The organism is Porphyromonas circumdentaria, from assembly GCF_900167105.1.
GTDB lineage: Bacteria > Bacteroidota > Bacteroidia > Bacteroidales > Porphyromonadaceae > Porphyromonas > Porphyromonas circumdentaria.
In genome coordinates, this window is record NZ_FUXE01000007.1 from 72,776 (window position 1) to 96,852 (window position 24,077).

17 protein-coding genes are annotated in these 24,077 nt (G+C 43.7%); 12 read left to right on the forward strand and 5 right to left on the reverse strand.

Annotated features, from left to right (window positions below; all coding sequences use genetic code 11):
• Window positions 1–6: 6 nt before the first annotated feature.
• The 5 genes from B5D06_RS04345 (at window position 7) to mscL (ending at window position 4,794) form a co-directional block, all read left to right on the forward strand.
• On the forward strand, window positions 7–387 hold the full coding sequence (locus tag B5D06_RS04345; RefSeq protein WP_078736798.1) for a cation transporter: 381 nt from the start codon (window positions 7–9) through the stop codon (window positions 385–387).
• 209 nt (window positions 388–596) lie between these two features.
• A complete protein-coding gene (locus B5D06_RS04350; RefSeq protein ID WP_078736799.1) occupies window positions 597–1,406 on the forward strand; it encodes a glycogen/starch synthase in 810 nt (269 codons plus the stop codon).
• A gap of 125 nt (window positions 1,407–1,531) precedes the next feature.
• Window positions 1,532–2,941: a DUF4270 domain-containing protein gene (locus B5D06_RS04355; protein WP_078736800.1), complete on the forward strand. Its 1,410-nt coding sequence runs from the start codon at window positions 1,532–1,534 to the stop codon at window positions 2,939–2,941.
• Window positions 2,942–2,989: 48 nt separating this feature from the next.
• The gene (locus B5D06_RS04360) at window positions 2,990–4,261 is read left to right on the forward strand and encodes a nucleoside permease (protein ID WP_078736801.1); all 1,272 of its coding nucleotides are present in this window, start codon (window positions 2,990–2,992) and stop codon (window positions 4,259–4,261) included.
• Between the two features lie 107 nt (window positions 4,262–4,368).
• Window positions 4,369–4,794, forward strand: a complete 426-nt coding sequence (mscL, locus tag B5D06_RS04365) for a large-conductance mechanosensitive channel protein MscL (RefSeq protein WP_078736802.1) — start codon at window positions 4,369–4,371, stop codon at window positions 4,792–4,794.
• A gap of 137 nt (window positions 4,795–4,931) precedes the next feature.
• Here mscL and B5D06_RS04370 read toward each other — a convergent pair whose 3' ends face one another.
• The 5 genes from B5D06_RS04370 to B5D06_RS04390 form a co-directional block, all read right to left on the reverse strand.
• Complete coding sequence (locus B5D06_RS04370; protein ID WP_078736803.1) at window positions 4,932–5,738, reverse strand: cation efflux transmembrane domain-containing protein; 807 nt, start codon at window positions 5,736–5,738, stop codon at window positions 4,932–4,934.
• An 87-nt stretch (window positions 5,739–5,825) separates the two neighbouring features.
• On the reverse strand, window positions 5,826–6,404 hold the full coding sequence (gene ruvC / locus B5D06_RS04375; RefSeq protein ID WP_078736830.1) for a crossover junction endodeoxyribonuclease RuvC: 579 nt from the start codon (window positions 6,402–6,404) through the stop codon (window positions 5,826–5,828).
• Between the two features lie 123 nt (window positions 6,405–6,527).
• Window positions 6,528–6,716: a hypothetical protein gene (locus tag B5D06_RS04380; RefSeq protein WP_078736804.1), complete on the reverse strand. Its 189-nt coding sequence runs from the start codon at window positions 6,714–6,716 to the stop codon at window positions 6,528–6,530.
• 756 nt (window positions 6,717–7,472) lie between these two features.
• Window positions 7,473–9,986, reverse strand: coding sequence for a T9SS type A sorting domain-containing protein (locus B5D06_RS04385; protein WP_078736805.1), 2,514 nt, complete (start codon window positions 9,984–9,986; stop codon window positions 7,473–7,475).
• A gap of 317 nt (window positions 9,987–10,303) precedes the next feature.
• Complete coding sequence (locus B5D06_RS04390; protein ID WP_078736806.1) at window positions 10,304–12,019, reverse strand: T9SS-dependent choice-of-anchor J family protein; 1,716 nt, start codon at window positions 12,017–12,019, stop codon at window positions 10,304–10,306.
• Between the two features lie 297 nt (window positions 12,020–12,316).
• On the opposite strand from B5D06_RS04390, the gene gcvT reads away from it, so the two are divergent.
• The 7 genes from gcvT to B5D06_RS04430 form a co-directional block, all read left to right on the forward strand.
• Window positions 12,317–13,405: a glycine cleavage system aminomethyltransferase GcvT gene (gene gcvT, locus B5D06_RS04395; RefSeq protein WP_078736807.1), complete on the forward strand. Its 1,089-nt coding sequence runs from the start codon at window positions 12,317–12,319 to the stop codon at window positions 13,403–13,405.
• A gap of 384 nt (window positions 13,406–13,789) precedes the next feature.
• Window positions 13,790–15,274: a bifunctional metallophosphatase/5'-nucleotidase gene (locus tag B5D06_RS04400; protein ID WP_078736808.1), complete on the forward strand. Its 1,485-nt coding sequence runs from the start codon at window positions 13,790–13,792 to the stop codon at window positions 15,272–15,274.
• A gap of 108 nt (window positions 15,275–15,382) precedes the next feature.
• Window positions 15,383–17,659: an NADP-dependent malic enzyme gene (locus tag B5D06_RS04405; RefSeq protein ID WP_078736809.1), complete on the forward strand. Its 2,277-nt coding sequence runs from the start codon at window positions 15,383–15,385 to the stop codon at window positions 17,657–17,659.
• A 649-nt stretch (window positions 17,660–18,308) separates the two neighbouring features.
• Window positions 18,309–19,829 carry a S8 family peptidase gene (locus B5D06_RS04415; RefSeq protein WP_159442691.1) on the forward strand — a complete coding sequence of 507 codons (1,521 nt, stop codon included), beginning with the start codon at window positions 18,309–18,311 and terminating at the stop codon, window positions 19,827–19,829.
• Between the two features lie 22 nt (window positions 19,830–19,851).
• Window positions 19,852–21,426: a T9SS type A sorting domain-containing protein gene (locus B5D06_RS04420; RefSeq protein WP_078736812.1), complete on the forward strand. Its 1,575-nt coding sequence runs from the start codon at window positions 19,852–19,854 to the stop codon at window positions 21,424–21,426.
• A 72-nt stretch (window positions 21,427–21,498) separates the two neighbouring features.
• On the forward strand, window positions 21,499–22,875 hold the full coding sequence (locus B5D06_RS04425; RefSeq protein ID WP_078736813.1) for a T9SS type A sorting domain-containing protein: 1,377 nt from the start codon (window positions 21,499–21,501) through the stop codon (window positions 22,873–22,875).
• 129 nt (window positions 22,876–23,004) lie between these two features.
• On the forward strand, window positions 23,005–24,077 hold a 1,073-nt coding region (locus B5D06_RS04430), incomplete at its 3' end, for a leucine-rich repeat domain-containing protein (protein WP_200804983.1).

Sequence of the window (24,077 nt, forward strand, 5' to 3'; positions counted from 1 at the left end):
ATCAATATGAAGACAACTTTTGTATCTATCCTGCTTGCGTTGCTATGTAGCACAGCCCTGTTTGCTAAAAACATTGTCAAAGTGTACGTTGCCCCCACACCGCGTATGCACTGTACGAGCTGTGAAGAAAAGATTCGCAAGGCTCTACAATTTGAGAAAGGGATGAAAGACATGGAGTTCGACATCGATAACAATGTAATTCTATTGGTTTTCGATCAAGACAAAACCTCTTTGGAGCATCTGGCAAAGAAACTCCAAAAGATAGGCTATGAAATCCGCATTTTGGACACCCCCAACGGAGTAGAAGCTGATGAAGACCCCTCCGCAACTTGTACGCATCAGCAAAAATCCACCTGCCTCTCTATCGGTAAGAGAGAGAGACAATAGACCGTAGCCATACTCTTTTTCTCATCCTCTTCGATAGATATATCCGCACCTCGAAAGGAGAGTTAAAGTTTACACACGCACCCCTTACTCTTATTGGAAGAAGTTTACAAAGTTCTTTCGAGAGAGCAGGGGTGCTTTCCATATACCTTTTTTGCGTAGTTGGCTCTTTTTTAGTACTTTTGTGCCTATCATTAAAATAGTTGCGCATTATGAGCCAAAAAAGAATTCTATATATATCACAAGAGATTACCCCCTATTTGGATGAAAGTCCTATGGGGATTTTTTCTAGATGGTTACCTCAACGTATCCAAGAAAATGGCAGTGATGTACGTATTTTCATGCCACGTTACGGGCTTATCAACGAACGCCGCCATCAGTTGCACGAAGTGATTCGCCTGTCGGGTATCAATATCATAGTCAACGATACAGACTATCCGCTCATCATCAAAGTAGCCTCTGTGCCACAGTCTCGTATACAAGTTTACTTTATAGACAATGACGAGTTCTTCAAGCGCAAATCTCTTTTTGGTATTGAAGAGAAGTATGGCAACGACACAGCAGACCGTTCTATCTTCTTTGTGCATGGGGTCTTTGAAGCTATAAAGAAACTGAGATGGATTCCCGACGTGATACACTGTGCGGGATGGTTCGGAGCACTGGCACCTGCTTACCTGAAAACCATCTATAAGGACGACCCTTGCTTCAATAAGGCTAAGATTGTCTACTCTCCCTTTGAGAAGGAAGAAGAGGGTGAAATCGCTCCCAACATCATGGAAGCTCTGCGCTTCGACGGTATAGAGAACGACCTTGTAGCCCCCATGAATGGAGAGCACACTCCAGAGGCTATTCGCCGCATGGCTATAGCACACTGCGACGGTGTTATCATGCCAGAACAACCAACCCAAAGCACTCTTTTTGATTATGCGAAACAGTGTAACAAACCTGTTTTGGAGTACCCAGGAGACTTGAAAGAGAACGTACAAAAGTTCCAAGACTTCTACGACTCTCTCATTGACTAAAATCTTTTTGTTTGTCGTTTTAATCCCATCGGGGTATTTCTTTCCTGTTAGCACCCAAAAGTCGGACTTTTGACAACTGAAAAGACACAGGAAGCGAAACTCCTTTTTCACCCAAGAGATTCAAGATGAAGACCAACCTGTTCAAACCTTTGTTAACCCTCATTAGCATCGGGGTTTCACTCCTTTTTGCTGCTTGTAATGATCGTCTCTCGGATGTAGGGTTATCACTCCCTTCAGACCAACATATACAGACGCAATCAGACACTCTGTTGCTCTCAGCAAAAACAATCGCGGTAGACTCCATTTACAGCCGTTCTACCTACACCCTTTTAGGGCAGCTAAGCGATCCTTTCTTTGGTAATTTCCGTTCTTCTTACATCACCCGTCTGCAACATGCCCCTGGATTTAAACTCAAACACACCCCTATCAATGGGAAAATCGATTCGGTAGCCTTGGAGGTTAGCTATGCTTCTTGGGTAGGCGACTCTACTACATGGGCCAAGGTAGCTGTATATGAAGTAAAGCAACCCCTTCCAGAAAGTCGCTACTCGAGAGACTTAACTCCCTACATTAAAGATGCTCAACTACTTGGTACCCACACCTATCAAGCAGGAAATGCCAAGGGATACCACACCCTGAAGATACCTCTCGATAGAGAGTTGGGCGAACGTATTCACAACGCCTCTATAAACTCTCCCATAAGCTTTGACACACAACAGAATTTCGAGGGGCAAATCCTTCGAGGACTTTACGTGCGCTCGACCACAGGTTCGGGCTGTATGCTAAGCGTTTATAACACCACGCTTGTCCTCTACTACACCTATCGCTACGAAGGACCTAACCAAGCAGGAAGAGACACAGTAATGAACGTAGTGGGAACGTCTCGCTTCACCAATACCAACCAGCTCTACATGCTACAACAGTTTGAGAATAGCAACATCGACAACTTGTTAGTGCCCAACAATGACTATGCCTATGTCAAATCGCCGCAAGGAGTGGCCATGCAACTCTCTCTCTCGGCAGAAGATTTGCAAAAAGCTTTTGGTGCTACACTCGGAGATGCAAGCAGAACGCGCGTTATCAACGATGCCCAACTCAAACTGCCTGTAAACGTTCCCTCAGAAACTCAAACCGTATTGAACCCTCCTGCCTATACATTATTGATTCCAAAAGATTCTATCAACTCGTTCTTTCAGAACGGCTACACGGAATTGACCCATCCCGATGTGTCGTACCTTTCTACACAGTACAACATCAACCAGAGGGCATACGTCTTCAACAATATCAGCTCTTTAATTACCAAACACCTCGAACTACACAGTACAAGAGATGCCAACACGGGGTCTATAAAGCTCAACGCACCACTGGAGATAGTTATTCTTCCCGTTCGCAGAGAGACTTTAAGCGGCTCTAAGATTACCGCCAACATAATGAACTATGTATTTCCATCGGGAGCTCGCATTCAATTAGAGTCGGGCGGCATAAGAATGGGGGTAATAAGCTCTTCGCACAAAACATATAAAAGAGATAGGTAAACACCTGCAAAAGAAAAAGAAGAGAACTGAACTTATCCATACAAAACGATGAAAGCTGCAAAGGATGCCAAGATTAGACTCACAGCAATGAACTTCTTACAGTTCTTCATGTGGGGTGCATGGCTCATATCTATGGGTCGTTACTTTGGTAATGTGATGCATTTCGACGGGGCACAGATAGGCAATCTATTTGCCACGGGGGGCATTGCCTCTATCATTATGCCTGCATTGATGGGTATTGTGGCCGACCGATGGGTCAACGCAGAACGTCTTTTGGGTATCTGCTACCTGCTTGCCTCAGTCTTGCTCGTGGTTTTGGGTCTACTTCCTGCAGGCACTCCTTATAGTACCGTCTTTCTGGTAGTCCTTCTTCTCAACTTCTTCTATATGCCTACCCTCTCGCTAAGCTATACTGTCTCGTATAGTGTGCTTAATAGTGTAGGTGCCGATGTTGTGAAGAGCTTTCCCCCGATACGTGTGTGGGGAACGGTGGGTTTCATTGTAGCGATGTGGATTGTAAACATTTTAGGGTTTATGGACAGCCCTAACCAATTTTTCTTTGGAGCAGGAGCGGCTTTATGTGCTACACTTTACAGCCTGAGCCTACCTAAAGTACCTCACGGTTTGAATAAAGAAAAGGCAAAAGGCTTACTCTCCTCGCTCGGATTGGATGCTCTCGTCATGCTCAAGGATACAAAGATGGCGGTATTCTTTATTTTCTCAATCCTCTTAGGAGCAGCCCTACAGATCACTAACGCTTACGGAACGCTCTTTTTGGATAGTTTTGCCAACAATGAACTCTTCAAAGAGAGCTTTGCTGTACGTTACCCCAATATCCTTCTTTCCCTGTCACAAATATCCGAAACCCTCTTTATCCTCGCCATACCCTTCTTCCTGAAACGCTTTGGGATTAAGAATGTAATGCTTATGAGCTTCTTTGCTTGGTTCTTGCGCTTCGGGCTCTTCAGCATCGGTGATCCTGGGTTCCCTGGCATTATCTCTCTACTGCTCTCTATGGTGGTTTATGGTATGGCTTTTGATTTCTTTAATATATCGGGGTCGATATTCGTAGAGTCAGAAACTCCTCCCTCTATGCGCGCTAGCGTTCAGGGACTATTTATTCTGGCAACTAACGGATTGGGAGCAGTCATAGGATCTTCTCTAAGTGGACAAGTGGTGCAAGCCTACACGGTCGAGGGGAGCGTACAGTGGAGTACTGTATGGGCTATTTTCTCAGGATATGCTCTCATTACGGGGATTTTATTCCTCTTTCTCTTCCGCTATAAGGCTCGCCCTAATGAGGAGATTAAACATATCTAAGGAGTATCTTCTCACGAGGTAAGGTCTTTTTTCATCGTACTCTATTTCAAAACTGATTTATATTCTCTATCTTTGCTCATAACGTTTTATATAAGTTTGTAATAGTTATGGGAAAGTTTATTCGAGAATTTAAGGAATTTGCCGTTAGAGGCAACGTGATGGACATGGCCATCGGACTAATCATTGGGGCAGCTTTCGGTAAGATTGTATCTTCATTAGTGGCAGACATCATTATGCCTCCGATTGCTTTACTCACAGAATCGGGCAATGTAGAAGGGATCAGATGGGTACTTCGTGAGGCTGTTATACAGGGAGAAGAAGTAATCAAACCCGAAGTCGTTATGAATGTCGGAGGGTTCTTACAGACGGTAATTGACTTTATCATTATTGCCTTTGTTATCTTCCTGATGATCAAGGGCATCATGAAACTAAAGCGTCAGAAAGCAGAGGAACCTGCTCCAGCAGAACCCTCTGAAGAGGTTAAACTATTGAGCGACATCAAAGAACTCCTCAAAAAGCAGGCTAACTCTTAAAAAGAACTACCTTTTACAGGGCAACCAAAGGATGAAAAAGCTACCTTCCAACAAGCGGAGGTAGCTTTTTTTATAGGGTAAAAATCCCTGTTTTTCTATTTTGAGATGGTCTCAAAGCCCTTTTTTGAAAGGTACCATCAAGCCAAACGCAATATACGTATTGCCCCTCTTAGTACCAACAGAAAGACAAAGCTACCGACGATCAAATCGGGGTAACGAGAATTCGTCAGAGCTACAATAATCGCAGAGGCGATTACGCCTATATTGACAATCACATCGTTGGAGGTAAAAATGCGAGAGGCCTCCATATGCGCCTCCTTACTCTGCGCACGATTAAGCAGCAAAAGAGAGGCTGCATTACCCGCCAGAGCAATAACCGAGGCGACAATCATAACTAAAAAATTAGGGGTAACTTCGGGAGAGAAAAAGCGTTCGACCACTTCAATAATTCCCCACCCTGCAAGTGCCAACTGCAAAATTCCCGCCCAAAGAGCAACACTCTTTTTGCTCTTCACAGAGCGACCTATGGCTAAAAGTGCCAGTCCATAAACAAAAGCATCTGCCAGCATATCAAGGCTATCGGCTACAAGTCCCATAGATCGAGCCCAAATACCCCATACCCCCTCAACAATAAAACATAAGAAATTGATACCCAAGACCCACCACAACAGCTCTTTCTCGCGCTGTGTGGAGAGGTGTTCCTGAGCGGGGAGTACCCCAACTCCCTCAAATGGCAAAGAGCTCTCTAAGCGACTGCCCAAATTGAGTGAAGCCAGAGCCCTATCAATAGGTTCGACGGTCTCTCGGTGGATTATTTCCAATCGGTGCTCCGCAAGGTCAAAAGTCAATCGCTCTATATAAGATTGCTCTTGGAGTTTCATTCTAATCATCCGCTCCTCGCAGGGGCAATCCATTTTAGGTATCGTAAAAATGCTCTTTATCATATCGTGGTTATAACTGCTGCCTCTTCTGTAAGTCCTATGGCAGAAAGAACTCTATAACATTAAAGTGGCATCGGCGACAAATGAAATTTATTTTAATCCCTTTACTTTATGGGGATTGGCACGAGCAAAGTCTGCCCAATTACGTACCACATTTGTCGTCGCTGCCAAAGGGTTACTGGTTTGGTAAAAATGGCAAAGAGCCACGGCTAAACCATCGGTAGCATCGAGCAAATAGGGCATATCTTCTTTACGAATGTGCAAAATCTTCTGTAACATATCGGCAACTTGCTCTTTCGACGCCCCCCCATTGCCCGTGATGGACTGTTTTATGCGCATAGGAGCATACTCGGTAATGGGCAATCCTCGCTGTAATCCCGCAATCATGGCCGCCCCCTGTGCCCGCCCCAATTTGAGCATAGTCTGTACATTTTTACCATAAAAGGGAGCTTCAAGAGCCATTTCATCGGGGAGAAACTCCTCGATTAAGCCCGTTATACGCTCAAAAATGCGGTTCAAACGGAGGTAATGGTCTTGATATTTATTCAGTTCGATAGCACCCATAGCGATCAAGGAGGGCTTCTTCTGCTCTATGCGCAGTAAGCCATACCCCATAACCGTAGTACCAGGATCAACCCCTAATATAATCCGCTCTTTTGTGTACTCCATTGCATTGCCCCTTTTCAGCGGTGTAGCAATAACAGACATCGACAAAAAGGATCTCTACTACACTCTCTTCATACGAAATAGCGAGACAAATGGATACTGTCCTAAAAAAGTGTGTAAGCCCCGTTAGCTCTTAGGCTTTGCTTTTCTCCAAACAAAGAATAGAATGCTAATAGCCATTAGCACAAGGGCAATTAATACTGCTGTTTTAAGAATAACGCTCGAAATCCAAATCATTCCCTTGGCAATAAGGAAGATGACCACAAGGATTAAAATTACTACAAGAGTTGAAAAGACTTTACCCAAAAATTTCATACGATCTACTTTATACTTAGTGTTTTATCAAGGCTAACGCCTACTCTCTCTTTGTATAAGGAGGGATAATCCCTCCACTTACAGAGATGATGAGTGTACAACCTCTACACACAAAGGTAGTGGAATCGTCGCTATAAACCTAATGAAATTTGGGCTATCCTATAATTAGTGTAAGCAGGGGTTATAAGAGAAGTTTATACGGAGATAAAAGTTTGCACAAGTCATAAGTAAAGTTTACACAGGAGGTTTTGAAAGTTTGCATAGGAGAGAACTCAAGTTTACACAGGAGGAAATGGGTGTCGGTTCTACTCTCTTTCTCTCATTCCACTTCAAAGCCTTGTATTTACGCCTTTTGAGGTAGTCAAAAGGGGCTATGTCAAAATCTAACATTGACACAGCCCCTCTATAATTGAGTGTTATAATCGCACATTGCGAAGCATCTCTACCTGCAGTAAGGCTTTACTCGTTCTCTGTAGGAGACCTTTGCATAATACCTCATCTACTGCATCCCTTTCGAGACAAGAGCTTGGTCATATCACGGGTATACTTCCATTGCTCTTGCCCTCGGTGCTTTGCCTCTAAAAGAGACTCCGTAAAGTCTCCTTTTGAAAAGATAATCCTTCTCTCCAAAGAGCTCTTTTCAAAACTCTTTGTAGGGAGACTTCTGCCATCTGCTCGGTAGAATTGGGGAGGGAGATTCCCCTCTTTATCCCCTTATCTATTTCACAATGATCAGTTCTACATCTATGAGTTACCTCACTGTTTGACAACTTTTTGTACAGCCCCCTCTACTTGTACCAAATAGGCACCATCGGGATATTGACGCATATCTATGCACATTTGGGGAGCGTTTACTCTTGTTTGGTAGAGTATGGTGCCGTCCAGAGCGTAGATAATAATGCGTTCATTCATCGTAGCTCCTTCTATGAATAGTTGATCCGTAGTAGGATTAGGATAGCAGTTTATGCGTAGGGACTCGACAGACTTGTTGGCAACATCTGTTCCTTTGAATGGAACACCCTGTGCCCCATTACTACCTCCGTCATAGTCTCTAACTTCCCAATTCTTAGTATTAGCAGTTGTTACCAAAGCAGAGGGAAATATATTGCCCTCTTTAGGTTCGGCTTTGGTATTTACCGCGAGAAGCATCCCTTTTTCTCTCTCGGAGGGAATGGTGGGAAGTCCCGCTATGAAAGCTGCCATTTTATCTGCATTGATTTTATTACTAAAGAAATCGACATAGCTGAGGTTAGGGCAGTCGGCAACGACGATTTCGTTCAACTCGTTTTTGAATAGAGAAATAGACTCCAAGCTGGGGCAGTTCTCTACTTTTAGGGTAGTGAGTTTGTTGTTTGATAAAAGGATACGCTTCAGTACAGGGCTGGGAGAGATTTCTGCCTCTTTGATCTCGTTATCAAAAGCTTGTAGTGTAACGAGCTTCGGATTTTGTACTTTGATGTACTCGATTTTGTTGCCATAACAAGCAAAAAATGTAATATCTCCACGGATAACAAGCTCTTGAGCTGTTAGTGTGTAATCTCTTACTCCTACACCTGGCTCATAAGTTTCCTTTATACCTTCTATAGTAGCAGGTATATCTTCTACAACTCCCAAGTCTAAGGTGATTTTTTCTCCAGGGTTTAATTTTGTGCGTAGGGTTATGAGTCCGTCTCCGATTTCGGGTTTATAATACCCCGAATACTCTTCTTTCCGCCCGCCTTTCCAGTCATAAACAAGCCAATTTTTAGCTTTGGCTACCTCTACATCTTCTTTCCAACACTCATTATGTTCTGTGATGTTATGAGGAGGACCGCCTGGTACACTATTGATAACCACAATACCACCCTTTTGGGTTTCCTCTTTGTGGGGAAGAGAGGCTATCAACTGTTTCATATCATCCTTTTTAATGGAGTTAAAGAAGATATTTATTCTTTTCAGTTTACTGTTATTACTGAAGTTCAATGAGGTAAATTTATTCGCAGATAGCTCTGCATTCTCCAAATTGATGTTCTGGGAAAGATCTATTTGAGTAAGTTGATTGTGGAATATATCTAAGTCCGTTAAGTTTACGTTTTGACTAAGGTCTAAGGTGGTTAGCTGATTAGAAGAGCAATTCAAATCCAGCAAAGAAGGAGCCTTAGTTACGTCAAGCGATGTGAGGTTAGAGATAGAGCAGTCCAGCAATGTTACTTTTCCCTTTATCTTGACGGTCTGCTCCGTTAGATGGTAGCTTTGCCATCCTTTTTGATAGCCTTCTTGCAGCCCCTCAAACTCTATATCCTCTCCCTGTATGTTGATAAATAGAGTCTCACCTATATTTTTACTGGTAATCAAAGAGATTTCTTCGGTTTCGTCTGCGGGCGGTGCTTCGTTGGTACCTGCGTAGGCTATTTTTTTCCCTCCGTTATAATCCTGTACTTCCCAAAACTTCTCGGTTGCAATCTCTACATCCGATACCATACAGTGGTTGTCGGGGCGTTCAGATTTGCCATTAATAATGCGAATTGAAGCTCCCTCTTCGTAGGCTTTCTCGGGTAAAGCATTCATCAAGTCGGTCATCGCTTTTCCTCTGATGAGGTTGCCGAAGCAATTAACGTAAAGAAGGTCTTCCATGCCTTCAATCTTTAGAGTTTTCAGTTCGTTATTTTCAACGAAAAGATTTTTTATTAGTTTGTTGGAGCTAAGGTCAAGTTTTTTCAATTGGTTGTTGCTAAAAGTAACATCTACCAGCTCGGGATTGCCTGTTAGGTCTAATTCTTTCAAATTATTGTTAGAGCAGTCGATGGCCTTTAGTTTGTCGGCACCTTTTAGAAAGATGGATTCTAAATTTCCATAGCTCGAAATGATACCTGTAATCTGCTTATTGTTTCTGAAGTCTAAGCTCTTCATCTTGTTGTAGGAGCAGATAATGTCTTTCAACTCTGCTGCGTTGGAAGTATTGAGCGAGGTTATCAAGTTGTTGGAGCAATAAAACTTGGTTACCTGCCCTGTAATTACTACTTCCTGTTGGGTGAGGGTGTACTCTTTCCATTGATTTTCGAATTCTTCTTCCACTCCCTCTATGGTAATAGGGGTGTCGGGTTCGATGTAGATACGGAGTTTGACCTTCTCTCCGACCTTTTTCTCGGTGGTAAAGGAGATGCTACTCTGTGCCAAACTCTCTGTAATACCTGCGGTAAAGCTCAAAAGAGGCAGCAAAATACCGAGTAATAGCACAAGCCCTCGATGGTAGAGGGCACACATTGGGGTAAATAGATTTCTTTTTTCCATAAATAAATTAGATGATTGATTTATGATATAATAGTGTTATTCGTCTTCATACAGAGTATAAAAATTCTTTTAATAGACTATAACCCTCTTTGTGTAGAGGCTTTATTGGCTTATGGGCAAATGTAAACTATTTATAGATATTATCAAAATATTTGTTTCTAGACTTTGTATTGTCGCAACAACTATATTTAATATTCCCCTTAGATCGGATTATAAAAAAAGACCTACCCACCCAATGGTAGATAAGCCTTTTTGTGAATATGCGGTAGGGAGGTTCCCTCTTGCTGTTAGGATGGAGAATTACTGCTCAAAATCTATTAACGATCTACGAAGAAAGAATGAGAAGCCCTTGCCCTACCCTCTGTAAGAACTTGTACAAAGTAACGTCCCTCTGCCCACACCGCAACATCTATCGTGTGTAGAGATGCCGATGCTGTAGCTTTGTAGCAGAGTTTACCCATTAGGTCAAAGACACGTATCTCGCTCCCCTCGGGAAGATCAATGGTGACATAGTCAGAAGTCTCTGTAGGATAAACTGCCACCTCTACCCCTGCAAGTGTCTCAAGTAGAGGCGTCTTTACCTTGACTTCTATCTTGATATCGTCCAAAAGGAAGCCCGATCCAGGCGTTGAGGAGCTGGTAGTACCTTTGCGCTCATGCACAAAAGCAAGCGTTATTGTCTTACCCTTAAAAGACATTAAGTCAATGGTTTCTTCTTTCCATCCGTTGGCAGAGGCTACTTCGCCAGCTTTCAATTCGTGGGTAAAGTATGTAGGTTGGAAAGATTGGGTCGCTGCCAGAAGTTTGTATTTATCGGGTGCAGAGGTGAAGTACTTACCTGTTGCAAAAGAAATGGATGCGCTCTCGGCATTGTCGGGGATAGTAATGGGTGGAGAAACGAGCCAGTTTTTGGCCTCTACATTTTCACCCTTGAGATTGAAACCTCCGTTGCTGGAAAGACTACCACTGGTCGGGAAAAAGCTCCATGATACCAGACAGAGGCGAGAGTTATAACCTCCCTCGTAGCTCTCGGGCAGCTCTAAAGAGAGACGGTCGAAGTCTGTTTTGATATTAGTCCAGTTCTTTTGGTCTTTATCTTCTTCCCAGGTACGCCAACCCATAGGGAATAAACCATCCTCGGCATCCACTAATATCGGGTAGGTGATCTTGTTGGCATCGAGTACAGTATAGTCGCGCTCTACGGTTGTAGCACCCTGTGCGTTGGTTAGGGTGAGTTTTACCTTATAAGTACCTGGAGTGCTCCACGTAACGGAAGCTGTCTCTTCGCTTGAAGTACTCTTATTGGCTCCCTCAAACTCCCATTGAAACGCGGTAATGGGTGAGCCCGAGCGATAGGAGGGCGTCCATGTAATCTCTTCGCCCGTATAGGCAACGTCTATGGCATTCGCTTGTACTTCCATAGGAGGACGGGGTACTTCGGGGCATGCATTGATTAAGTCTTGCATTCTCTCCTCTGAATACAAAATGCCAGAGTCGAGGATTTCGGTGTACTCTTTCTTGGGACTAAGCATATAGATAGAAGGAACGTAGGCAACGGGTAAGCCTAACGACCTTGCCATAAACTTTTCCGAAAGAATGGCATAGCTTACATCTTCTGCCGAATTGTGCTGTTTCGCCCAGTTTCTATTGGGGTCGGTAATCTTTGCCCAAGGGGCACCCGTTACTTCTACCCAGAGTACAACGAGTCGTTGCATTTTTGTACCATTGGGGCCGAAGAGGTTATGGTATTTTTCTAAATATCCTCCTTGGTGAATATTCCAGCAGGGTAAGCAGTAGGTGGCAGAGAGGTCGATTAAAACACACTTGCCCTCTGCCAAATAGGCCTCAATATCATGCTGCACACCTTTATAGTCAGTGGCTACAAAATTACCTTTTAAGGGAGTCCAAGTGTAGTCTTCATATTTAGTTCCACGAGAGGAACTGGAGGGTTGCACTTGTTGTGCCCAAGCCGTACTACAAGCCGTACTAAAGGAGAAGAGGGCTGCGACTAAAAGTAGATAGATTTTTTTCATCGTAAAATAGATACTAAAAAGATATTACGGTTCAGGAGAGCAAAAATATAAAATCCAAGCTCAATAGCGCAATATCAACAAGAAATGTAAAGCCTTTTACCCTCTCTGAGGAGGAGAAAGACAATAGGAATAGAAGCTCAGTTTAATAAGTTTTTAGTGGGAAAAGAAGTTTTTCCTTGTATTTTCCACCTCCTCCCTGCACGCTAAAGTTCATCTCCATTAATAGGGGTATGGATATTATCGGATATTATCGTAACTTTGAGGCGATTTGATTAAAAAAACAAACATATAAATAAGATGAAAACAACTCCATTTACCGACGTACACATTGCACTTGGCGCAAAAATGGCCGAGTTTGCAGGCTACAATATGCCAATCGAATATTCAGGAATCACCGAGGAGCACCTCAATGTAGTTAATAATGTTGGCGTTTTCGACGTTTCGCACATGGGAGAGTTTTGGGTAAAAGGTCCTAATGCTCTTGCTTTCTTGCAAAAGGTCTCCAGTAACGATGCTTCTAAGCTCGCAGTAGGTCAGGTGCAATACTGCTGCTTCCCTAATGGGAAAGGTGGTATCGTAGACGACTTCCTCCTCTATCGTTACGAAGAAGACAAATATATGATGGTGCCCAATGCGGCTAATATCGAGAAGGATTGGGAGTGGTGCAAGGCTCAAAATACTATGGGTGCAGCTTTGGAAAACGCTTCTGACCAAATCGCTCAGCTGGCAGTACAAGGCCCCAACGCTATCAAGGTAATGCAAAAACTTACCGATATTAACCTTTCAGAGATCGAGTACTATAACTTCAAGGTAGGCTTCTTTGCAGGTTGTCCTAACGTAATCATCTCTGCAACAGGTTATACAGGAGCAGGTGGTTTCGAGCTCTATTTCTATCCCGACTACGCAAAGAAGATTTGGGATGCTCTTTTCGAAGCAGGAAAGGAGGAGGGTATCATGCCTGCAGGTCTCGGTTGCCGTGATACTCTGCGCTTAGAGATGTGCTTCTGCCTCTACGGTCATGATATTGACGATACACACTCTCCTATCGAAGCAGGTTTAGGTTGGATCACCAAATTTACCGACGATAAGAAAGAGATGATAGACCGTGCGCTTTTAGAAGAGCAAAAAGCAGGTAAGCTCACACGCAAGCTCGTTGCATTTGAAATGATTGACAAGGGTATTCCTCGCCAGCACTACGATATTGTAAACGAGCAGGGAGAAGTAATCGGAGTGGTAACTTCTGGTTCTATGTCTCCATGTCTCAAGAAGGGTATCGGTATGGGTTACGTAACTATGGACTATACCAAAGTAGGTACACCTATCGCTATCTCGGTACGTGGACGTAACCTCAAGGCCGAAGTGGTAAAAGGTCCTTTCCGCAAGTAATCCTTTACTCTGATGCATTTACAGGGTGTATGAGCTTCTTAGAGGGAGCTCACCACTGAAAATCTCTATAAAAAATCTCCCTTTCTGAAGGTCTTTCTTCGGGAAGGGAGATTGCTTTTTGTCTCTTCTCTCTACACACAAGAAACGAAGACTATGGTGCAATACCGCATACACCGTGTCATCTCCGATATTTAGCTTGGCTCGCCTGCCTCTGTTGGCTTTCTTTACTTTTTTCTTGTACCCTTGTGATAACAATATTTTGTAGGACTTCCAAAAAGCGTTCGTTAGTATCGTTTTTTTTGAGATTACGTATCCTCTTAAGTGGGTATTTCTTTGTTTTCCTTCGAATTAGTCGTACTTTTGCACGTAACAAAAAGTCTTTTTATGGAACACAATCGGAGCTATTCAAAAACAGCCAGCAGACGAAACAGAAGCCTCTTCGCTTGTCTTCTTAGTTTGCTCGTTCTCTTTGCAGGACAATCCCTAACAGCACAGAACAAGAAGGTAGTACTTCTCTCGGTCAATGATATGCACGCAATGATCGACCAATTCCCTCGTTTTGGTTATATGGTCGATAGTTTGCGCCAGATTTATCCCGACATGCTTCTTATCGGAGCGGGAGACAATCACAGCGGCAATCCTATCAACGACCTCTTTACACCCAGAGGATATCCTATGACACACCTAATGAATGAGGTCAAATTTGACTATTCGGCATTGGGGAATCATGAGTTCGATACCCGTTCGGATTTGAGTTATCTCACGCAAGTAGCTCACTTCCCCTTTTTAGCAGCCAACGTTTTTCCTGCTCCGCAACGGGGTATCCGTCTTTTGCCGAGTGCCATTCACACAATGCCTAATGGGTTGAAGATTGGTTTTATCGGATTGTTGCAACTGGAGCCGAGTGGTTTGCCTGCAACCAACCCTTCTTGGGTCGAGCATGTACGTTTTGCTCCTGCTCAAGAGACTATCGGTGCTTATCGAGAGTTGCGCGATGTGTGCGATGCGGTTATAGTGGTATCGCATTTAGGGTTAGAGGAAGACCGTATCATAGCTCGCGACAATAGTTGGGTAGACCTTATTATCGGAGGGCACTCACATACACTGCTTACCGAACCCGTCAAGGAGGGCAAGTGTATCATTACACAGGCGGGCAGTCGCCTTAGACACTGTTATCTGACCACAGTAACCATTCCCGAAAAGGGGGATATGCAGATTACCACAGAGTTGCTTTCGATTGATCGAGCAGCAGGTAAGGAAAGCTCCTCTATCCGTGCCATAGTAGACGAATTTAATAGCAATCCTTTTTTCAAAAAGGTAGTAGGTCAGGCGGCAGAAGACTTTACCTCCGTTGATGAGTTAGGGTTCTTTATGGCAGATGCTCACCGCTCTACGCTCGGAGTGGATATAACCCTGCAGAATAGAGGTGGAGTACGTATGAGTTCGCTTCCCAAGGGAGGGATTACCAATCACAATATCTATTCGTTAGATCCTTTTGGCAACGAAATGGTGGTAATAGAACTCACGCCCGAAGAACTCTCGACTTTAGTTATAAACAACTGGAGTAAAGAGTTCGAAAGCCCTATCTATGCCTCGGGTCTCTATGCCGTTTACCACGTGGATAAAAAGACGAAAAAATGCCTTTCTGTAGAGCTTTTCACCCCCAATAAAAAGCCTTTGAAGAAAGGACATAAATACAGAGTAGCCTACAACAACTATATAGCAAACGCTTACCACTTTGAGCATGCCGCCTCGTATCAGCAGACGGGCTACACTTCGGTAGAGAGCATACTCACATATCTTAACAAGGTAAAGACCGTACCCTCCTATCAGAAGGAGAAAAAGCGTTGGAAAGTAATACTTCACTAACGGTACGGAAAGAGAAACAGCAAATAAATAAACGAGGAAGAGTGGGGAGAGGGACAAGAGCCCTCGCCCATACTCTGCCTTTGGTACGATAAGACATAAAAGAGTATTATGAACAGCAAATTAGAAGAATTGGCAAGAGCCTACCACGCAGGCCATCAGCCTGGGAAGATAGAGGTACGCCCCACAAAGCCCTATGCTACACAGCAAGATTTGACCCTGGCATACAGTCCAGGCGTTGCAGTACCCTGTAAGGATATTGAGAGCGACCCTACGGCTGCCTATAAATACACGGCCAAGGGCAACTTGGTGGCTGTCATCTCCAACGGTACGGCGGTGTTGGGGCTCGGCGACATTGGAGCTATGGCGGGTAAGCCTGTGATGGAGGGGAAAGGACTACTCTTCAAAATTTATGCAGGGATTGATGTATTCGATATAGAGGTCGATGAGAAAGACCCCAAGAAGTTTATCGAAATCGTCAAAGCTATTGCCCCCACCTTTGGTGGAATCAATCTGGAGGATATTAAGGCTCCCGAATGCTTCGAAATAGAGCAAGTACTCAAAAAAGAGTTGGATATACCTGTGATGCACGACGACCAGCACGGAACGGCTATTATATCTGCCGCGGGGTTGATTAATGCCCTTTCTATTGCTGGCAAGAAGATAGAGGAGGCACGTTTTGTTATCAACGGAGCAGGTGCTTCGGCTATATCTTGTACCAAACTCTACGAGTCTTTTGGGGCCAAAAGAGAAAACATTGTGATGCTCGACAGTAAGGGCGTTATCACCAAAGACCGTGCCGATTTGACCGAAGAAAAAGCCTATTTTGCCACTTCTCGCACCGATGTTCATACTTTGGCGGAGGCTATCGTAGGGGCAGACGTCTTTGTAGGGCTCTCTCGTGCTAAAGTTCTCTCTCAAGATATGGTGCGTGCTATGGCAAAGCAACCGATTGTTTTCGCTTTGGCTAACCCCAATCCCGAGATTACCTACGAAGAGGCTAAGGCAGCGCGTGAGGACGTAATCATGGCAACGGGACGCTCGGACTATCCCAACCAGATAAACAACGTAATCGGCTTCCCTTATATATTCAGAGGTGCTCTCGACGTACAAGCCAAAGCCATCAATGAGGAGATGAAAAGGGCTGCCACACTCGCCATCGCAGCTCTGGCACGTGAGGCCGTTCCTGAGGAAGTTACCCGTGCTTACGGCAATGTAGACCTCCACTTCGGGCCCGATTATTTCATTCCTAAGCCAGTCGACCCTCGCTTGATTGTACGTGTCTCCTCGGCAGTAGCACGTGCCGCTATAGAGAGTGGGGTTGCACAGCGCATCATTGAAGACTGGTCGGCCTATGAAGATGAACTGCGCTCTCGATTGGGGTTGATGAGTCACTTGACCCGTCGCCTCCATGAGGCTGCCAAACTAAGCCCTCGCCGTGTGGTATATGCGGCAGGAGACAATCCCGCTGTGCTGCGTGCCGCCGTAGAGGCAAAAGCGCAGGGTATGGCACACCCGATTATACTCGGCATTCCCTCACATCTGGAGCAACTTGCCAAAGATTTAGACCTTTCGTTAGAGGGGATCACGATTGTCAACCACCGCGACGAGTCGGAAAAAGCACGTCGCCACCAGTATGCCGAGCTTTTGGCGCATCAAAACTGGCGCAAAGGGGGTGACTTGCCCACAGCATTGGATAAGATGTACGACCCCAACTACTTTGGTATGATGATGCTTACCAAGGGAGATGCCGATGCCATGATCACGGGTATTTATAGCCATCACACATATTTGGCAGAGATTGCCAAGCAGACGGTCGGCTTGCGCAAGGGAGTAAATCACTTTGCTACGATGCACATGGTAACGCTAAAGAATGGTCCTCTCTTCCTGACCGATACGATGATTAACTGTAATCTTAAGGCCGATGCGCTGGTCGATATAGCCGTATTGGCTGCCGAGAAGGTGCGTTGCTTCGGTATCGAACCTGTGTTGGCATTGGTAGGCTTCTCCAATTTCGGCTCTACCGATGCAGAGTCCACGCAGGAGGCACAGAAGGCCGTTGCTATACTACACGAACGCTATCCCGACCTCTTGGTCGATGGAGAGATGCAAGTCTCCCTCGCACTCCATGCCGAGAAGCGAGACAAACGTTACCCCGAAAACAAGATTAAGGGAAGAAAAGCCAATGTACTCATCTTCCCCCGTCTAACCGCTTCTAACGCTTGCTATCAACTCTTGCGAGAGGCGGACGATGCCGAGGAGGTGGTAGGCCCTATGCAGATGGGGCTTAATAAGCCCGTCTACTTTGCCGATCATGAGGCGAGTGTAACGGATATTGTGAACATAACGGCTTTGGCGGTCTTAGACTCCAATACGTGCATTGTGTAAAACGACTGTTTCAGTTGCCTTTTTCTCTGATAATACTCACTCCCCTCCGCGGTGGGGAGTAAGCTAAAGGAACACCGTTAAACCGAGGAGCGAGCTCGATATAAAAGTCGGGTAAGCTCCTCTTTTTATATCGCCTCTTCTGACGCGAACTTTGGTTAGGGAGGAGCGTTGCCAGAGTTTCGTTGAACTCCTGCCCTCATTGACACACAAGACGACTAAAATTTAGACCTATGGAAACGAAAGTTTGCTCCTATGGGAACTCAAGTTTAGACCTATGAAAACCAAAGTTTGCATATATGGCAACTAAACTTTGTACTCATCTCTTGGAAAGTTGAGCCATAATCTCTTCTTCAGACTCCTTTTCTTCACCTCTGAGGCAACTCTGTCTATCAAAAATTGCCCTTTGTACAAACTGCTCAAAGCGTTTGATACAAGAGCAGCGTCGAAGACAGTTAAATATTTTTGCCAAATTTACACTTGCATATTTGATTTTTATTTCATATATTTGCATAGGATAGATTTTATCCTTAGTTGGTTTTATGTTTATTCCTGTATCCTTGGTGATTTAAGAAAGGAGATGCATACTGTTGCCAAGGTTGTCGTGATGATAAAATAATAGTATGGAAAATATTAATGGTTTATGTGGATTATGGATAGAAAGATTGTATTGAGTCTGTTGTTGTCTTTCTTTGTAGTCTGTGGACTTTTCGGGCAAGACCTTTTCTACTATCATGGTAACAAAAAGGTTCCTCTGGATTTGGTTGCAGATAAGGCGACTGTGATTACCCCCAAGGGGGCTATACTTCCTCAAACCTCCCCTCTGCTTGTTTCCCTTTTAAAAGGGGTGGAGCGTCTTCGCTACAATTTATTTGTTTATCAGTCGGAGGCTTCTCAGAGTGATTCTCGAGTTTCGTTGCTTAAGAGTTTGCAGAGTAAGTTTTCCCAACCGAGAGTCTTGGTGATGCCCTGCTACAGGAATACTTCTGGGCTTGAATTACTTTCGACTACAGATATTAATGTCAAGCTAAAAAAGGCTTCAGACATTTCTTCTTTGAAACGTTACGCTCAGGAGCATGCCCTTGAGATAGTGGAGCAGGACCCTTTTATGCCCCTTTGGTACGTGGTAGCTATTACTCCAGCCTCTGGAGGCAACGTGCTTGAGGTTGCTAATCGGATGTACGAAACGGGTCTATTCGCCTCGGTAGCTCCCGATTTTACTTTTGATGCTCAAGAATGTACCTATGATGAACTTTTTACAGATCAGTGGGGGCTCTTCAACTTTGAGAATCAAGGGATTGATGTAGGGGTGTGCACAGCTTGGAATATATCAACAGGTCTGGGTATCAAGATTGCTATAGTAGACACAGGTGTTGAGCGCAACCACAGTGACCTTCAAGCCAACATCTTCCCACAGAGCTACGACTCCGAGTCAAACGGCTCTCCCGCTCAAGTATATGGAAGTCATGGTTCACACTGTGCAGGCATAGCAGCTGCCGTGAGGAACAATGGTGTCTTTATTGCAGGCGTTGCTTCGGATGCAAAGATTATGGTGGCGAGTAATCCTCTTACTTGGAGCTCTGTCTACCGCCTGTCTCGGTGTATAAATTGGGCTTGGCAAAATGGAGCCGACGTGATTTCTTGTTCTTGGAGAACTACTCCATCAACTATCTTAGAGGAGGCTATTGATGGTGCTTTGTTCAGTGGAAGAAATGGTAGAGGTTGTGTGTTTGTCAAATCTGCTGGCAATGCAGGTTTACCCCCAAATGGCTCAAATAGTTCGATCTCTTATCCTGGAGACTACAGACCAGAAGTATTAACGGTGGGCTCTATAACTTCTCTGGGTTTACGCTCCTCTTTTTCTTCGGTTGGTCCCAGCTTAGATGTCGTAGCCCCTGGTAGTCGTATTCTCTCTACTATACCCAACAACACTATCGATTTTAGTTCTGGCACCTCTATGGCGGCACCTCACGTAGCTGGTGTTGCAGCTCTTATACTACAAAAAAATCCTTTACTAACAGGAGAGCAGGTACGAAATATTATTAAGCGTAGTGCTCGTAAGGTGGGAGATATGAACTACAACACAGTTACCCCGTTGGGGACTTACAATACGTACTACGGTTACGGTTTAGTCAAAGCCGACCAAGCTCTCGCTATAACTCCAAGTCTTTAACTAACAAATAAATAGTATAATTATGAAACACAAATTTCAATTTTGGTCTTTATCGCTTCTATTGCTCCTTACTTCGGCAATAGGATATGCTCAGCAAGCAGTTCGCCCCGCGGCTCAGATGCTATCAAGCAATGGTCCTGCAGAGGTTACGCCCTCTCGTGAGGCACGCATCGAGGGCAACTACTCTTATGTAGATTTTGATGTCGAAGCTCCCGTTTCTCAGGAGTACTACATCAGTTTTTGGGTCAATCCGTACCTCGATATCGAGGGTAATCTACCCACCTACCATGTTTTTGTAGATGGTAGGGCGTGTGGGCTTATCAATCCTACCTCTCCCGACCCTCATAGCGTAAACATCAGTACCGATAAGGTTTACCTCTCATCGGGCAAACATCAGATTTCGGTGAGAGCGGTTGTACCCGACATCGCGGGGGTAGAGCTTATGAAGGTATCTAATACTGCACCCTCCGCACGTCTATCCTCTTCGGCATACAGTGAGTACTTGCAGGCTGTACAAGATATTCAAGCTGGAAGGATAACTGCAGAAGAATATCTCTCTACAAAAAAAACAAGTCAAGCTCTCTCTTCTAATCAAGAACAAGAGAACAAATTGGAACTACTAAGAACCTCTGGAGATTTTTTCCCATTGACCCCTGTTCCATACACTTTTAGAACAAGTCGATATTATGATTCTGGGAGACAAGTTATAATTTCCACACGAAGTACTATACCTCACGTAGTATATTTAGTATCGGCAAAAGTAAATCAAGCTCCTCTGATTAACCAAGGATTAACTTGGCTACGTTTCTCTTCTGTTATTCCTGGTTCTGGAGGTGACAATACAGCTCTTTTTTCGATAACCATTCCCCAAGATGGGACCTATATGATTGTCATTAGAGCTCTTTATGAGGACTCTTTTGGAACTGTGGACGTGAATCTTAACCAACAAGAATTTCACTCTAATAGACCTATTTCTTTTTCATACATCCCTGTTTCTCAACCTCGAAACACAAGATTATTGTCAATGACAATAACTCCTAAACCTGATACGGATGCAAATTTAAAGTATGACCCTTTCTTATTTGTATTAGGAGGGGGAAGTTGTCCTGGACTAATTGTACAGTATAATGATGATGTAGTATATGATTCTTTAGAAAAAGAATTTTATGGGCTAAAAAGAAGAGATTCCTTTATTGATGCTACTTATCTAATACCTACCTGTGGTTTATTAGTAGCCAATTATGGAACACAAACCCCTCTCTTTTATTGTAATACTATTACTAATTTGCCTTACCAGAATTTACCTCCTCTCGTGCGTAAATCTACTCTTGAAACTACTCAAGAAGGGAAAGAAACCTGTGTGAGTATAGAACTAAGAGATTACTATAAAAAGACTATTACCTTAAGTAGCCAAGAAGTAATGAATACTATTGAGGTCTTCTCGTACGAAAATATGAACCTTGTTGGTCGCAAAGAATTAAAACAAAGTGGAGAAATAACAATTCCCATCACAGAATTAGGTATAACCTCTTCTGGTTTATATATTGTTCGAGTAACTAATGACAAAGGAATAATCTCTCAAAAAATCATTTTATAGAAAAGTCCGCTCCCTAATTTGAGTAATTAGGGAGCTTTCTCAACATGCAAAAACAATTAAATATTTAATGTTATGAAATCGATTGTACAACGTGTAATAATAATTCTGGGTATCACCCCCCTTTTTTCACTAATTGCAGTGAAAGCTCAGACTCAGCCCAATATCACACTTAAATTCGATTCTTCTGTTGTTCAGGGAGATAGTCCCTATAAATTTACAAGAGCGATACGGATGTTAATTGGGGCAGAAGACAATGTTACTATCCAGAGCAGTGGACTTAAAAACCTTCAAGCATGGAAGAATGGGGAGTGGATATCCTATGAATTAAAATCAGAAGACCCACAACAAGCCCCCTTTGATATAGAAATTTACGGTAAGATAACTTCCTTTGAGATAGCAGATGCTTTAATAACAGAGATGAATGTCTCTAATTGTCCCGAGTTGAAAAGTTTGTCTTATTCAACAATACCTTTGAACTCGATAAATCTTAGTAAAAATTTGCTGTTAGAATATCTTCGCTGTTCGACTACGAAAGAGGGAGTGCTATCTCTTTCAAACAACAAAAAACTCCAATATCTCGATTGCAGTGACTGTAAATTAGAATCTTTAGAATTAAAGGGATTAAAAGAGTTGAAATTCTTAGACTGTTCGTACAACAATCTAAGAGAGTTAAACCTTGCAGAAAACATAAAACTCCAAACACTAAGGTGTTCTAACAATCCTCTATCCAACCTTGAGCTCTCTATGCTTACAGAATTGGAGGGGCTGACTTGTTCGTGGACTAACTTGTCAAGTTTAGATATTTCTCGTTCAAAGGAACTTGAGGGAGTTATAATAACTAACAATCCCCAATTAACAACTTTGATTGTTTCGTCTGAAGTGAGTAAGGCAGAAGATTTGAGCCAAATGGATGTCTCAAACAATGCACTCCGAGCTTTAGATGTAACAGGACTAGATAAACTTTTCATGATTTTCTGTGAGGGCAACAAGATGGATGGAGAGGCAACCTCTCGCTTCATAAGCTCACTACCCGACCACAGCTATCCACACCCAATACACAACAACAAAGTACGTATTATAGACACTAAATCTAATAGCGAAGGAAATGTTTGTTATGAAGATGATGTTAAAGTGGCTTGGCAAAAAGGTTGGGAGTGCGAAGATTACAACGGAGGCAAACCACAACGCTACGAAGGCTCTAAACCCTCTGCAGGGGTTGCAATAGAGGCTTCGACATTGGAGGTATTCCCCAACCCAACGAAAAAGGAGCTCCAAATACGAGGAGCTGCACCGCTGGCAGAGATAACTCTCTTTACCTCTCGGGGAGTGGTAGTAATGCGCACCCAGTGCGGTAGCGATGGCTCTACTACACTCGACCTCTCTCAACTGCCACAGGGCACCTATTGGGTCAAAGTAGACCAAACAGTGGTCTCCGTTATAAAGCAGTAAAAGTGCTCTTCAGTGCCGTAGATAGGCTTGTCCCATCTACGGTACTGCCTTGTGAGGGGCTGTGTCAAAACTTACGATAACACACCGCCCCATCGAAACAATAACTCTTAGATAAAAAGGAGGTTTATCATGAAAACGATTACGAATATCACCATAGGGCTTTTAGCTCTTCTGAGTTTAAGTGCTCTGGGCTCCTCTCTATGTCGAGCTCAGACTCAGCCCAATATCACTTTTAAGATAGATACTCGTGAAGGGAAAATTGGAGAAAAAAGATCTTTCGGGATGTGTCTCTCGGTAAAAGGAGAGTGGAGGATAGAGGGTGTGGAGAAGCCCAATGATTGGCAAAACAATAAGTACGCAAAGTATGAACTTCCCCCTTTCGGAGCATTGCCTGATATTGTAACCATAAAGATTTGGGGAGAGATTGAGAGATTCTCTATTGGAGAGACTTCCGTAGTAGACTTGAATGTCTCTCAAAGCCCCTCCCTAATCAGATTGGACTGTGAGGATAATGCCTTGACAAACTTAAACCTGAGTAGTAATACCCATCTAAAGACGCTTTTTTGTAGTAACAATCAGCTAACTGCATTAGATCTGACCGCAAATACCGCTTTAGAGCATCTTAATTGTTCTGGGAATCCCTTAACGGAGTTGAATTTACAGCCTCTTAGTCAGTTAAAAAGTTTCGGAGCAGATAGAACTCAAATTAGCAAATTAGATGTCTCCAACCTTGGGGTTTTAGAGTATATGTCTGCCAATGAGAATGAAAAATTGGAAGAAGTAATCTTCCACTCGGGAGAGCAGAAAGCTGAAAATTTACGAGCGGTAGATTTGATTAAGTGTGCTCTTAAAGGATTAGATTTTACAGGGTTAGATAACCTCTCTTCTGTATTTTGTTACGAAAATCAAATAAGTGGCGAGGCATGCTCAACCCTGATCAAATCACTACCCGACCACAGCTATCCGCACCCGATGCATAACAATAAGCTACGTATTATAAATACAGGGTCTCAGACGGAGCGCAACGTTTGCTATGAAGCAGATGCTAAGCTGGCTTGGGAAAAAGGTTGGGAGTGCGAAGATTATAATGGAGGTAACCCTCGACGTTACGAAGGCTCTAAACCCTCTGCAGGGGTTGCAATAGAGGCTTCGACATTGGAGGTATTCCCCAACCCAACGAAAAAGGAGCTTCAAATACGAGG